Origin of the sequence: Pandoraea faecigallinarum, assembly GCF_001029105.3 — a bacterium.
Taxonomy (GTDB): Bacteria; Pseudomonadota; Gammaproteobacteria; order Burkholderiales; family Burkholderiaceae; genus Pandoraea; species Pandoraea faecigallinarum.
Genome location: NZ_CP011807.3, coordinates 2,559,512 through 2,573,122 on the forward strand (window position 1 = coordinate 2,559,512; position 13,611 = coordinate 2,573,122).

At 65.4% G+C, this 13,611-nt stretch carries 7 protein-coding genes; all 7 read right to left on the minus strand.

All coding sequences use genetic code 11. The annotated features are described in order from the left end of the window. Position 1 precedes the first annotated feature (1 nt). From AB870_RS11255 to AB870_RS11285, 7 genes are read right to left on the minus strand one after another with little or no spacing between them, the layout of a single operon-like run. The gene (locus AB870_RS11255) at positions 2–1,408 is read right to left on the minus strand and encodes an ATP-binding protein (RefSeq protein ID WP_237170100.1); all 1,407 of its coding nucleotides are present in this window, start codon (positions 1,406–1,408) and stop codon (positions 2–4) included. Continuing rightward, positions 1,372–5,805 carry a contractile injection system tape measure protein gene (locus AB870_RS27400; protein ID WP_053059689.1) on the minus strand — a complete coding sequence of 1,478 codons (4,434 nt, stop codon included), beginning with the start codon at positions 5,803–5,805 and terminating at the stop codon, positions 1,372–1,374. The genes AB870_RS11255 and AB870_RS27400 overlap by 37 nt, the downstream gene beginning before the upstream one ends. A 2-nt stretch (positions 5,806–5,807) precedes the next feature. Next, positions 5,808–8,573, minus strand: coding sequence for a hypothetical protein (locus AB870_RS11265; protein WP_047908055.1), 2,766 nt, complete (start codon positions 8,571–8,573; stop codon positions 5,808–5,810). After that, positions 8,570–8,962, minus strand: a complete 393-nt coding sequence (locus AB870_RS11270) for a hypothetical protein (protein ID WP_071386866.1) — start codon at positions 8,960–8,962, stop codon at positions 8,570–8,572. The genes AB870_RS11265 and AB870_RS11270 overlap by 4 nt, the downstream gene beginning before the upstream one ends. Beyond that, positions 8,959–9,777, minus strand: a complete 819-nt coding sequence (locus tag AB870_RS11275) for a hypothetical protein (protein WP_071386867.1) — start codon at positions 9,775–9,777, stop codon at positions 8,959–8,961. The genes AB870_RS11270 and AB870_RS11275 overlap by 4 nt, the downstream gene beginning before the upstream one ends. Next, positions 9,749–11,344, minus strand: a complete 1,596-nt coding sequence (locus AB870_RS11280; RefSeq protein WP_047908058.1) for a baseplate J/gp47 family protein — start codon at positions 11,342–11,344, stop codon at positions 9,749–9,751. Before AB870_RS11280 ends, AB870_RS11275 begins: the two co-directional genes overlap by 29 nt. A 21-nt stretch (positions 11,345–11,365) precedes the next feature. Beyond that, complete coding sequence (locus AB870_RS11285) at positions 11,366–13,603, minus strand: hypothetical protein (RefSeq protein WP_064674817.1); 2,238 nt, start codon at positions 13,601–13,603, stop codon at positions 11,366–11,368. Between the last annotated feature and the right edge of the window lie 8 nt (positions 13,604–13,611).

Genomic DNA, 13,611 nt, shown 5'->3' on the forward strand with positions numbered 1-13,611 from the left:
ATCAGATCGTGCGTCCTTCTTTGATGTGTTCGCGGCGGATTGCGCGTTGCAAGTCGGCCTGCGTGACGATATCGCGCCCATCGCGCTCGGCCCACATCACGGCGTGGCGGGCCACATTGAGCAGTGCGCCACCGGAGAGCACGTGCGCGGCGGCCAGTGCGGGAAGATCGACGTCGTGCGCCAGCCCACGGCGCTCGGGAAAGAGGTTGCGCCAGAGTTGCAGGCGCTGGGTGTCGTCCGGCATCGGAAAGTGAATAGCGCTCTGAAAGCGTCGTGCGAACGCCTCGTCGATATTGCCCTTCAGGTTGCTCGCGAGCAGTACTACGCCGGGATAGTCTTCGATTCTCTGAAGCAGGTATGCGACTTCCTGATTGGCGTGACGGTCGTTGGCGCTGCTGCCTTCGGTGCGCTTGCCGAACAGCGCGTCCGCTTCGTCGAAGAACAGGATCCAGCGCTTGTTCTGCGCCTGATCGAACACGTTCGCCATGTTCTTTTCGGTCTCGCCGATGTATTTCGAGACGATCTTCGACAGGTCGATCCGATAGACGTCGACGCCCGCGGCCTTGCCGAGCAATGTGGCCGTGAGCGTCTTGCCGGTGCCGGGCGGCCCGTAGAACAGCGCACGAAACCCGGGCTTGACCATGCGATCCAGTTGCCAGCGGCGCATGACGGCCTCGCCGCCGTCGAGCCACTGACGGATCTGGTCGATTTCCTCGACGACCTCGGGCGTGAGCACGAGATCGCGCCAGTCGTGCCGCGTGGTAATGCGTTTCGCAGGGAATCCCGCGCTGTAATCGGGCTTATGCTCGCGCCCGGAGGTGCTTCGCTCCAGAAAGTCGCGCTCGATATGCAGCGCGGCGGCCAGCGCCGGTTCACCATCCGCGCGGCGCTCCAGGCGCAAGATTGCGGCGCGTGCGAACACGTGGTCTGCGTCGAACAGTTCAAGAATTTCGAAGCGGCGCGTGAGATCGTCGCCCGCGAGCACGAACGCGGCCGTCTCGCCCGTCGGCAACAGGCCGGTGTGATGCTGGGCACGCCAGCCGCCGAACTCCGTGAACTGGCGTTCGGTGTTCTTGTTCTGCGTGAAGAGCAGATCGAGCGCCTGCGGCCGCACGTGGGGCAACATGGCCAGCATGAGGACGACGCGCGCGTCGAAGTCGTCCGCCAGACCATAGTCGAGCAGTGCACGGGCGAATGGGGACGGGTCGTGCGCCAGGTCCGGCGGCGTATGGACGTGAATGTCGTGCGGCACGCCTTCATGCATGAAGTAGGCGTGCAAACGGGTCTCCAGCACGGCCGAGAACCATGCGATTTCGCGCGAAAGACTCTCGGCGTTGGCGGCCAGTGCAGCCTTGGCGGTGTTCGCGCTGTTCATGTCCAGTTCACCCAGATTGTTTTTTCCATCCACGACAGTCGAATCGTGGAGATGCTCCACGGTAGCCGCGCGAGCAGAACATCGAACGCGATCCGGCGCACGTCGAGATGCCAGCCGTCCTGCGCGAGAGACAGACGGCCCTCGCGTTGCAGGAACGTTTCGCGCAATCCGGCGCGAGAGGTATTCCCGAGCGCCGACCAGTGCCGGATCATGGCGTCGATCATCTGGTCACAGATCCGCGCCTCGTCATCGGTGATGTCCAGATGGCGCGTCACCGGTGTGGTAAATGGCGCGCCGCAGAGCAGCTTGTGTATCGTCAGTTCGTATTCGGGGACTTCGGTCAACCCCGTGCCCACGTAATGGAGCAGCAGGACGGCACGCTGCGCTGCGGCTTCGTCGACGAATCGGTGTTCGGCCGTGAGTCCGAGATAGCTCCAAAGGTGGGACAGGAACGGCCATGTCAGCACCAGCCCGGCGTGACGCACCACCGCGTCGACCGGCGCGCCGGACGTTTCGTGCGGGTTCGAGGGACTTGTCCCCATGTCGATTCCTGTTTGCTGTTGGATGCGCACCGCGAGGGCCGGGGAAACGGCAACGTTGGCGCGATGCGCCAGTTGCGTTACCAGGGATCGGGCGAATATCGAGGCGTCGAACGGACGCTGCGGCGTGAAAAGCCACGAAAACAGGAACGCCCAGCGCGCTCGCTGCAACTCGGCCGACATGAGGGTTCCGGGCGCCTCAGGCATCGTCGCAAACCATTCGGCGACGTCCGTGGCGACGCGCAGCATTTGGGCGACCTGCGGCGTGTCGCGCGGCGACAGGCGCGCGATACCGGGCCAGAGCGGTTGAGGTATGAGATCCAGCCAGCGCCCGGTCAGAACCTCGTCGTCGGCGGCCAGTGCGATGATCGGACGCAGCGAAGGCGCCCCCGAATAGACGGATTGCCGCAGCCAAAGATCGAACCCGGGCGGCGGCGGATGTCCTGCGCGCAACGCCGGCGACCTGAGGTGATCGATGTAGCCGTCCGGGGTGGCGGAGCGACGGCTGACGGCGTGCGGCCGCGTCTCCGCCGATGGGCCGGGAGGTACAGCCGCTACGGTCGCTACGGTCGCTGCCGCCACTGCCGCTTCGCTCAGTGCGTCAAGTTCGAGTGTGGCGTCGCGTGCGAGCGCTGCGGCAACGCTCGCGTAGTAGCGTGTGACGGCATTGCGCGGTATGTCGTCGGCGTCTGGCGCGTGATCGGCGATGGACCGGTGGAGCAGGTCCCGATGGACCGCGGGGATTGCGTGGCTCACGGCGATCATCGTGTCGACGACAGCACGCCAGTCGTGCACCGAGAGCGCGTCCACGACACGCATCGCCTCCGCCTCGCCCGCCCGCCCTTTCTCCGCGCCGGCGTGGTTGTCGCCGCTACGGTCAATGGCCCTATTGTCGCTACCGTCGCTACCGTCGCCACCTTCCCCACTTAGGCCGTACACTTCCGCTGCTACGCGCGTGAGTATGCGATTGACGCCGGCAACGTCACGTTCAAGCGCCGCCCGTTGCGCGCCGGACAAGCGCGCCGCCTGCTCGACCAGATTGCCACCGTTGGACACGATCTCATTGCGGCGCCGGATCAGACGGCGCAAACGCTCGACCGGCCCCCCATCCGCCTCCGCAACGGTCTGGGATGCACTCATCGACGCAGGCGGGGATACGTCAACGCACTCAGGCCCAGCGACATTGCCCTGCGGTGCATCGACAATGGCGGATGCAGCGAATAGCGAGTCGACCACGTCGCGCTGCCAGGCAGACGCGGCCACACTGCGCAGGATCGCACCGATTTCGGCGAGCGACGCGGGTGAACCCGAAGGGGAAGAATGGGAATCGAGAAGATGCCGGAACACGCGTTTCCAGACGACGCGCTTCCATTGATCCCATGCCATCGAAGCCACAGCGCCCGAGGCGAACGGTCGATCGGATGCTGCCGCGTGATTCCCTTGCGGCTCGTTTCCCCTCCCCCGCGACGAGATACGCTCGGCCCAACCGCCGCGAGAACGCATGATAGTGTCGACGTTGGTGTCGACGTTGGTGTCGGCGTTGGCGTTGGTGTCGATGTCGGCATCGACGATCCCGTTGAGAGCACTGGCGTCGACCGCATTCCAGCCGGACGCGGTGTAAGCCGTCGAATGGACTTTACGATTCGGTCCATCGACACTGATCGCCGAGAACGTATGCCACAACGGCGACAGGGATGGCGCCAAAAGACGCGCCAGCTCGGCAAGCATCTCCTCCGGAAAGCCGTCGACGACGCGGGTAAGCACGGTGTCGATGTTCCCGTAGTGCCGCCACAGGGTTGCCATCGTCGTGCTGTCCTCGGAAACCCAACGTTGCCAGTCCGCCCAAAGCGTCGCGGACGACCCGCTCAGCAACGCCCGCACGAACAGCGTGGGTATCGAGTCCGTGAACGTTGGGATGAGCGGTGTGTCCGAGGTGGGTCCAGATACGGGCGTGGTCTCTGAGCGCGCTGCATGGTCCAGCGGTTCGGAGGACGCGGAAGCCGCCGATGATTCGAAGGTCCCGAGGGTCTCGAAGGTCTCGATGGTCTCGGAAACTTCGGAGATTTCGAAGGTCGACGAAGTCCCCGAAACGCCCGCCGGCACGAGGGGCTCGGTAGACGCCGTTGCCGCCAGTTGCAGCAATGACGCCACGTCGCGAGACCAGTTGCGCCTCCATCGCCACGCCGCCTCGGCGGCGCCTTCGCCATCTCCTTCACCACCGGCATCGTTCACCATTTCGTCGTGGGTCGTGAGGACTTCGAAGCCCGCGCGGCGCCCGGCCCCGGCATCGCCTGTCGAGGTTGCTTCACCGCCACCGCCAACCGAAACACCAGACCCAATGCCAGACGCCCTCGTCACTTCCCGCTCAACCGAAGCATGCCGCCCCCTTGCATTGCCGGTCGTCGCCCGGTCTGCATCGAACTTCAATGCCTGCCGCAACAGCACGGACAGCATGTCCTCCAGCATCGACACGGGGAACGTCAGCGCCATGCGTTCGCGCAAGTCCGGCAGCGAAGCATAGTGACGTATGGCCGCGCGCAGAAGGCCGGGATCGCTGATCAGTATCTGCGGCCACGCGCCGTAGAGCCGCTGGGCGCGGCCACGCGTCATGGCGATCGCCAATGCCTTTCCAGGCGTCTCGCTCGACGCCCCGAGCGATGCTTGCGGCCGCGCCTCGGCGCCCTGCTCATGCTCGTCCCCATCATGGGACTCGCTGCCGGCCTGCGATCGCATCGTTCGCCTGAGCGCGTCGAGCATCGGCGCGGGGAATTCGCTTGCGCGTCCCGCCTTGCCTTCGGTCTCCATGAGAGTTCGCAGACGATCCGCCGCTTCAGTGTTCAGCCGGCCCATACCGCTGTCGCGCGCAGGCGTCCGGGTTCCCCTTGTCGACAGAACGGCCTGCCACACCTCATGCCACGGCATTTCCCGCACCGCGGCGCCGGAGGGAAACAGCCCTGACGCAATCAACCGGGCGCGAGATGTCCGCTGCGCCTGGGCGCGCGATGCGGTGTTCCATCCGGCGTGCGCCAGCATCCGGTCGAGTGTATCGAGCTCGCGAAGCCATCCGCCAGCGCGGGCGGGATGCAGCGCCCGGATCAGTGCGTCGATGCTCGCGAGCGAAAACTGCTGCGTCAGCCGACGGATCGATGTCTCGGGTGTGGCCGTGGCGCGAAGGTGCTGGCGAACCGCCTGAACGTCGCCCGCCGCAACACGTGTGAGCAAACGGTCGAGCGCATTGTCTGAATCGGCGGCTTGACGTTCCTCGGGTCGCGGCCCCGTCGCCGCATCATCGTTCGCCCACGACGCTGCCCCGGAGCGCGACGCGCCGTCAGACGTCACCGTCCTCGCGTCGGCCAGGAACGCCATCAGGTCCGCCACGTCGGCCGCGGCCTGCGATGTGAAGCGCCCAACCTTCGGCGCCCTCGCCCCGGCCATCGGTTGCGCCATGGTTTCGCTGCCCAGCGCGTGCGGCAGCCGCGCCATGCGCTCAGGCCATTCAGTCGTCAGGCTATCGCGCGCTCCTTCGACACGCTCGTCAACGCTTCCGTCGACGCTTCCCTCGCCTCGTCCTCCGCCTCGTCCGTCATCCGGCGCGTGGTCCGGCGTGCCTGCGTCGGTCCGATATGCCAGCGCGTGGCCCAACGCCTGCGAGAGTCGATCGGCGAGCGCCTCGGGTAACTCTTCGACAGCGACATCGCCAAGATCGACATCGAGCCTGTCGATCCGGTAGAGACCGGCCTGCGGCGCCGCATCATCGAACACCGCGGCCACCACGGGCAGCAGACGGTCGACGACCAGCGTGCGAAGCGGCTCCCCCTGCGACTCGGCCAGCGCCCCCGACGTGAACGTCAGGTCGAAGTCGAGCGTGCGGATGCGATGGCGAGCGTGCATCGCTACACCCAGAGCGTCAGGTTGTGCGCACGACGGCGGCGCATCAGGAACGCGCGCAGACTCGCGCTCGCCGCGTCCAGCCGATCCGGCGCTTGCGCTGTCTCACGTGCTGCCTCGCGTGCTGTCTCCCGCGCGGTTTCCCGCGCAGTTTCCCGCGCAATTTCCCGCGCAATTTCCCGTTCACGCAGGCGCGCGCGCCAAAGACGATGCCGATGTTCGAAGTCGCGCATGGCGACGTAATCCAGCCAGTGAAACTCCGGCACCAGATGGGCGGGCAAATTGCGGCATACCGTCTCCTGCGCCATGAGTCGAAAATCCGGATCGCTGAAACGTGCGGTCCATGCAGGAAAGACAACACTCACACGCGCATCGAAGAACGATTCCATGTCGCGCGCGCTCGCGCCCTGCTCATTCTCCTGCTTATCGCCCTTCTCATTCCCCTGCGATTCCGAGCCGCGTTGCGTGCGCAGCAACACGTGCTCCACCAGATAGAAGCCCTCCGACTGGCGGTTCAATTCGCAAAGGAACCCGCGCAGCGTTTCGACATAGCGGTCGGCGTACGAGACCGCCTCATCGCCATGGAACCGGGCCAGTTGCACTTCGCCGGATGGCGCTGCGCCAACACGCGCGTCGTGCGTACGGAAATGGACGTGGACGGCATCGCCATGTTGCCTGAGCACGTAGTTCTCCAGGCGCACGCCGTGTATGAGAAGCCTCGCCGGCAGCGTGTCGCCGGACGACACAAGGGAATCTCCCTGGTGCGCGTTGTGCATGGGCGGTTCGCCCTGCGACTTGAGGACGATCAGACGCGCCGCCGCGTGCTCGTAGCTCTCCTTCGTCGCCGCATGGTCGGGTTGCAAACGCAGACGCCAGCGCAACAACGCGTCGCCCAACGGCGCACGCGGCGGCTCGGCAGGCAGCCCCAGCAAGATGGAAATCTTGGTGTGAACGCCGGCCACGTTGGCGCGTCCGTCCGGCCGGAAGTCGCTCGCCGTGATGTCGAACGCGCAGGCCCTGTCCCGGGAGAGCGTGGCAATGTGCCGCAGGAAGTCCAGCTTGTTGTCGATCAGCCAGCGCGCTCCGTGCGCGTCCTGATAGTCGTCGAAGCGGCGCAGCGACTTTTGCGAGTATGTCTCGCCATACATCGCCAGCAGCACGTCGAGCAACCGGCTGCGCCGGTCCTCGGCACGGTCCTTTCTCGACACGATGTGTTCGAGCCGGCTGCGCACGGCCTCGGGCGCAGCCGTATAGAACGCTTCGATGTCCGGCAGCGCATCGTTGCCGATGGTCTGCGAGAAGTACGTCTCGTACAACGTGTCGACCGAGAACATGCGCCCGACCGATTGCAGGTTTTCCAGATAGTTCGCCATCAGTTGCTCGGCCAGATACAGATACGCCTTGAGCTGATGGGCGCTCACGCGATTGGCGAGCGGAGCTGTCGGCGGGACGCCGAAGCGATTGATGCCGTAGATCGCCGGAAACTGGTGCTGGATGGAAAAATAGTCGCGCAGCATGCGCTGTGTGCCCTGCGGTGCCGGAACGATCCCCGCCACCGACTGCGTCGTGTTGCGCAACGTATCGAACTCGAAGCGCGCCTTGGCAAGCGCCACGCGCGCGTCGTCGAGCACGACCCGCGACTTTTCCTCGCGACGATGGTCGCTTCCGCCATTGTCGCCATTGCCGCCGCTTCCATCGCCTCCACCGTCGTCAGCTGTCTCCGGACTGGCCCCGTGCGCGTGCGCCCGCGTGCCGTTGCCGAGCGCGCCGCTGGCGAAACGCAGCCGAAGAAAATTGCGTTGCGCATCCCCCGGAAAGCACAGGCGCAGCACCGCGCCGTGCGCGCCCGTCACGCTGTCGCCATTCACCGGCGAGCCGTGGGCATTGCACAGCGCCAGCCGCTGCACGTGGGCAACGCCGTCCACCGCCTGCACCAGCCCCACCAGGCGTGCGAGCGCCACCGGCACTCCCTGCGCCGGCGCACCGGTACTCGCGATGTAGCCGTGTACCGTGCGTGGCCCCGCAAATAAGGTATCGAGCGGAATCCCGGCTTGCGCGGCCTTCACATAGCGCTCGATCCTGAACCCGGAGTGCACAGCCCTCGCACACTGGAAGAAGATGTCCGCGAAGATGGAGGCCGGGTCGCGTTCGCTGTGTATCTGGATTTCGCCGCTCAGATACACCGGTAGCACGGGCACGACGTTCACCTCGGAGAGGTCTTCGCCCAGATTCCGGTGCGCATGGAAAACCTGACGCACACGCAGGCATACCGCGGCTTCATGCGCTTCGCGCGTTCGGGCGTCGACGTTGTCGTACAGCGCGTCGTTGAGCTTAATGGCGACGCGGCAGCGGCCATGCGCGGCGTGCCCGGTGGTGGTCGGCCGATCGTCACGCGTGAGCCAGACATCTTCAATCTCGGGGATCGTGTCGTAAAACAGCTTCCGATAGTCCTCGAAAGTCAGGACTTCGCTCGGAAATATCTCATCGGCCGGGTGCAGCGCATGACGCGCGTAGTCGATTCGCCCATCGTCGCCGACCAGATAGTCCTCGGGCGGGAAGTCGGACCGGTACCCCAGTTCGGTAATCGCGTAGCACAGTTGCTCGAGAATCGTGACGCCCGGATCGTGCAGGTTGTAGTCGGTCCAGCGCTCGCCGCACAAGGCCTGCAAGGTCGAAATGCCCGCCCGGCGCAGGGCGTCGAAATCCAGCCCGTGCGGATCGGGCCGCTTGTCGTGGCTATCGTGGCGAGCGATGGACTCGGGCGCGTTCATTGCATCCTCTTGCCCGCAACGCCGGGGATGCCTGACATATCGGGCATGCGGCGCGTGTGGTCGGACCGCACACCGTCTCCCGCACCGTCTCCCCCATTACGCGCCGCGTGTAACTGCGCCTTCAGGTCGTCGACGAGCGCGTGCACGCGGTGGTACGGCAGTTGCCCCAGCGCTTCCACCACCAGCCCGAACGCAGCGGCATCCAGCGAACACACCACGGGCGCGCCCGGAGAGACGGCGTTCGCCTGCCGGTTCAACTGGCCGATCAACTCGAAGACGCGCCTGAACGGCAATTCCCCGAGTGCGGCCATGAGCAATTGAGCGTCGTCGGACGCGATGACGATGTCCACCGTCGCAGGCGCGGCGCTCGATACGTTCATTGCGCTCATTGTGCCCCCTTCGGTTCCGGGTCCGTCGCGCTGCCCGTCATGTCCGAATCAAACCATAGCGTCGTCAGGTAATACGTCACCCACGTCTTCGGTGCCCCCGCCGCGTCTCGCGTCGAATCGTATGGACAGCCCACGCGCATTTGCAGCACGTAAGTGTGCTTTGCGCCGTCGGGCGTGTCGGCCCACCGGAGCTGGAGACGATTGCACTTGCTGCCGAAGTGGGACTGGCGATAATCGATATCGCCCTTGCCGTTGTACGCCATGACCGCGTAAGCGTGCATCAGCGCGAACTTGCCGCTGCCGCGTTTGCCCACACCGGCCGTGATCTCGAACGCCTGACAGCCGGTGAGCGCATCCGTAATGTCGTGCCACTTGCCGTCGGCGAGCACTGCGCGTGCGCCGGGACGCCCACGCCGCCCGTCGGCGACCACACGCCCGGCGACATCGAGTTCGAAACCGGTCGCGCGGGCCGGCGGGTCCGACGCCGTTTCGCCGCGCGCAGTGCTCAACTGCCGCAGGGTGAGTGCCGTGGGATTGTCGCCGTTGCCGAAGGCGAGACCGCCTGCCTCACCGTCCAGTTGTATCGTCCAGATCGGACTCTTCAGATCGATGTTCTGATAGAAGCTCAGCAACTTGCCCTGATTGAGCTGAGAGACTTTCAATCCGTCGACGGGGGTCTTGTCGAAGCCCTCGTCCACAATGTTGAGCATGGAGTCGATCAGTTCGGAGAATGCCGTCGCCGAAGGCATTTCGCCGTTGCCGAACTTGCGCCGCAGGGTGTCCCGGTTACGCCGGGCGATCGGTTTTCCATTCATGGTCGTCATCCGAAATGATGAAAGTCGTGCCGATTTCCAACTGACTCAGCGTGGTCGGCACGCCCTCGTAGTCCCTGTCGTCGTCTACCGCTTCGATGGCGTGATGCGCCGCAGGAATTGCGATGCTCCACGGGTACAGCGGCAAAATATCGGTCTGCGGACCGGCGGCACCGCCCGGCTGCCGAGCCGTATCGAACAGCGTGAACGTCTGCATCCCGGTCGCACCCGGGTGAGCGCCACCGGGACCGGTTTCGGCAGCCGTCACCGAGGCAATGCGCAACATCGAGAATCCCGAGACGTATTGCACATATGGCAACGCACCGATAAAGGCCTCGATGTCGTGTTGCCGGATGCACCAGCCGAAATGCGTGCGATAGCCTTCGCTGTCCTGCCATGGGGTGAGGAAGCGGGAAATCGCGTCGTTGAGCAACTCCAGGTAATGCCCGTTGCCTGCGCGCTCGGTAAAGCGCACCTTGCATCGGACCTGGATGCGCTCGTAGACGGGGTTCTCCACCGAGATGCCCGCCCATGGTGACGACAGGGTGTTGACGAATTCGGCGATCTGCCGAACGACATTGCCATCGAGCATCGGCATTTGCTCGCCGTCGCGCCCGACCGGCCAGTACGGCAAGGGCACGATGAGCGCCTGCCCGGGCCGAACGCAGTCGTGCGGTCCGTGCTTCGTCGTGAGATTCGCGAAACACTTCACCTTATAGACCTCGGGGAACGCTTCCAGGATCAACGACTCGAAGTCGGCCGGCGTCACGGCACGCTGCTTGTGGCGCAGACGCTCGCTTACCCGTGTGCGCATCTGTTCGCGGGTCTCCTGCGCACGCCCCCCGCACGAGGGCAGCGGCTGCGTGACCGAGAGGATGCCCGGCAGCGGGCGTCGAGCGCGCGTGATGGCGCCTGCCGGCAGGACCATGGGCGCCGACGGCGGTACGTCGTCGCCACGCCGCACCTGCACCGCTTGCGCGTGCACGGCGTACAGGCTGCAATACTTTTCCATGTCCCGGTCGGCACTCACGCGCAGCCAGTAAAGACCGTCCGGCATGACCGAATTCCCGTTGCCGATATCGGCGGGTACGCGCAGTGTCACGATGCCCGACGTCATCAATCCATGCGTGCCATCGGTCAGGATGTCGCGCCGCGAAAGCGGCTTCCAGACGTTACCCGAGAGATAACTCCAGCGCAGCCCCGCCGGATGCGCCTCGTCGCGCGCGGCCTCGGCGACTGCCGCAACCGGCCGGGAGTCTTCGCGCAACTGGAAGAGCAGCGTGAGCGTATCGCCCAGGTCGTCGCCGTCGATACCGATGTAGAGATTGCCCGCGTCCTCGAAGCGTGGCAGCAGTTCCGGCGCCGGATAGCTCGTCACGTCGAGCGATTCCCAACCGGATGGCAGCAGATGGAGAAAGCGGCCGTCTTCGTCGCGATTCGCGATGCGCTCGACGCTGATCGCGCCGGTCGCGGCGTAGTCGAAGGCGATCGTGTTGACGATGGGCGTGTACGGCGCGCGCGGCATCGCACGCGTGCGACGCCACATGCGCCTGCGCGCGTTGGCGAGCATGGTTGTCGACAGGGTCTGTGCTTACACCTCATGGCCAAAGGCAAACGCCGGGGCCGCGAACGTGAACTTGAAAAAACCGTTCTTCGCACCGGGTCCCCAGGTCAGCGGATGCGCGGGGCCGACCCCGGCGTCCGGTTCGAACAGGTGCACGAGCGATCCGGCATCCCACACGATGGTGTTGTCGATCCGCTCGCCCTTGCCCGGCGTCACCCGCGTGTGAAACAGGGGAACAACCGGACGCGGCGGGTCTCCCGCCGGTAGCCAGCCGCCTTTGGCGAGTACCTCGACCGAGGCCAGATAGTCCTCGTTGGTCACCCGCACGTCGTAGCCGTCGTACCACGTGCCGAAGCCGCCCGTCACCCGGGGCAAATCGGCCCACTCTATCCTCAGGCGGAACCGGCTAATGCGCTTGGACGCCATCTCCGTGCTACCCGCCACCAGATAGCTGCCTAGGCGCGGAATCGGTCCGAACGGGGCAAACGGCGTCGCGGCGCTCAACTGGCCGATATTGTTGTAGAGCACCAGATCGCGGCACCCCAGCGCCTCGACGTCGATGCGCGCGCCGGTGACCGGCAGATTGCGCAGCAGACCATAAGGAAACAAGTACGCGCCGGGATTGATGACGCATCGGACCAGCGGCGTGTCCACGTCGAATGCCTCGCCATGCAGCGCCGGCGAATATCGCACGATCGATGGCGCTTGCGGCGGCACCACGAAACTCAGCCTCATCTCCCGGTCTTCGAGCCAGGGCACGTATCCCGCTATCTCGATCCAGCCGGTCTCACCGGTCAGTGCGACCGAAAACAGACTGCGAAGCATCTTGAGATACAGGTCCTGGCGCCGCAGATGCATCTGGTCGGCCACTTCACCGCTTTCATCGCCTTCACGACTGGCGCTCTCGCCGGGGACACGGCCGAACACCGCATCGGCGACCTCTGCCAGGCGCGTGACGAGCCTGTCGTCGGCAAAGGTAATCGTCAGCGTGACGACCCGCTCGCCCTCCTTGAGCAGCAGCACTTTGCTGGCCAGCGCAAATCCGATGCGCGCCGCGCTGTGCTGGCCGATGCCCGCCCCGGGTTTCGGCGCACCGAGGATGGGCCACGCCCGCGAATGCACCGTTCCTGGCGGGGTGCACGGCACTTCGTCGAACCAGGCCGCCGTGGGCCATTTCCTTGCGCTTTTCCCCGCATCGGCATCTTCGGGCAGGAGATTCTCCGGCATGCTGTAGCCGTTGTGATCGAGGTAGAGTGTCTGGACCCGGCTCACTCGTGCGCCGCTCACGCGCAACTCGTCCTCCGACCGGTAAAGGATGTCGTGGCCTTGTGCATCGATGCCGGCGGGAAACGCCGTACCGGCAGGCACCACGACGTCTCCGGCATCCGGGTTGCGGCGCATGACCAGCCACGTACGATCCGGCACCACGCCGCGCGGCACGCTGCCGAGCATGCGCTCATAGTAGAAGTCGATGAACTTCTGCGTGTATCCGTTGAGCTTGCTCTGAAGCTTCTCGAACTGCCTGACGAAGGCGATCAGCAGACCGACGGCCGGATCGTGCGTGCCACTATGCAACGACGCTGGCAACCGCGCCAGCGCCTCCGCGCGTACCATCTCGATGGCTTTCATGTACGCGTGAAAGTCTGCGCGCACATCCGCCTTGCTCAGTCCCGGGCGCGCCGCTGGCGGGCGGGCCGCCGCATCGCCGGCCTGCGCGATCACGGATGTCGGGGCCTCGGTCCACACCGGGTCCAGCGGCACGCGCAGTTGCGCGGATTCCAGGGCCCCAAGCACGCCCGTCTCGCGACGGCTGAGTTGCATGATGACGGCACGCAACACCGTGCGCAGCCCAAGCCCGTTATCGCTCTGTGCCTGCGACAGCGCTTCATACCAGCCGTTGAGCGTTTCGATGAGTGCCGGCACGGGCGAGGCGCGCAACATCGACCTCAGCCCGGCGCCCGTGGCGCTCACTCCGTCGTATTCGGGCGTGTCGCGCCACCACTGAGCGAAACGCGCCGTCTCGCGCGTCAGATCGAACGCGAGAATCCGGCTCATGACGACCGTTTCGTCGGCGCGAAAGAACGGCGACCAATCGCCTTCGGGCAAGTCCTGCGCGTTATGGAACCGTACCAGTGCCGCGAACTCGACGACAATGTCGAGCAGTTCGTGAAAGGTCATCTCGTCGAGATCGAAATACCGGTCCTGCAACGGGGGCAAAGCCCGCATTGCCTGACTGGTCCCGTCCCGGATGATGAGGTTGTGCATCGGCGCGC

What these genes read in the sequence shown, in the direction of transcription:
- AB870_RS11280 (WP_047908058.1), bottom strand. Translation starts at nt 11,344, where the DNA reads ATGCTCGCCAACGCGCGCAGGCGCATGTGGCGTCGCACGCGTGCGATG.
- AB870_RS11265 (WP_047908055.1), bottom strand. Translation starts at nt 8,573, where the DNA reads ATGAACGCGCCCGAGTCCATCGCTCGCCACGATAGCCACGACAAGCGG.
- AB870_RS11285 (WP_064674817.1), bottom strand. Translation starts at nt 13,603, where the DNA reads ATGCACAACCTCATCATCCGGGACGGGACCAGTCAGGCAATGCGGGCT.
- AB870_RS27400 (WP_053059689.1), bottom strand. Translation starts at nt 5,805, where the DNA reads ATGCACGCTCGCCATCGCATCCGCACGCTCGACTTCGACCTGACGTTC.
- AB870_RS11270 (WP_071386866.1), bottom strand. Translation starts at nt 8,962, where the DNA reads ATGAGCGCAATGAACGTATCGAGCGCCGCGCCTGCGACGGTGGACATC.
- AB870_RS11275 (WP_071386867.1), bottom strand. Translation starts at nt 9,777, where the DNA reads ATGAATGGAAAACCGATCGCCCGGCGTAACCGGGACACCCTGCGGCGC.